Consider the following 500-nt stretch of genomic DNA (forward strand, 5'->3'; position numbering starts at 1 on the left):
AAAATGCGTCCACCGTCTTCATACGTCTTAGCGATATTCGCAACACTGATGGCTTGACGTTGACCCTGTTTCACATCGACCACAAACTGAGCGACTTGCTGCTTGTTTAAGAAAGCATCGCTGTATGTTGCTGTCGCCTCGACGGTTACCTGACCAACGTTGTGGATCAAAAGCAAACCCGTTTCTGGGTTTAGTCACTCGGCAACCTCGTTGTCTGGTTCGCTGCGCAAAATTTTGTAAGTGATATTTTGCGTTTCAACTTTATCCAAACGTGAAGGCGCTAAGGTTAAACCATCTCGATACTCATCTTCGATTAAGGCAAATTTAAGTTGCTCAGCACCTATCGCATACAATGTCACGGTTGCACGAACTTGCTTAGGTAGATATAAGTCGTTACCTGAATCGGAAATCAGTACAGAAGCCTGCCCCGCAGAACCAAGTGAATAAACAACGCCGTTATCATCAACTTGAATGAGGTTCTGCCCGCTTTCGACCTGATA

Annotated in this window: 1 pseudogene; it reads right to left on the reverse strand. The window is 45.4% G+C overall.

Annotated features, from left to right (window positions below):
• Positions 1–500: pseudogene (locus R7044_RS28575) on the reverse strand (cadherin repeat domain-containing protein); the annotation flags it as partial.

This window comes from Vibrio sp. 1402, assembly GCF_033340275.1.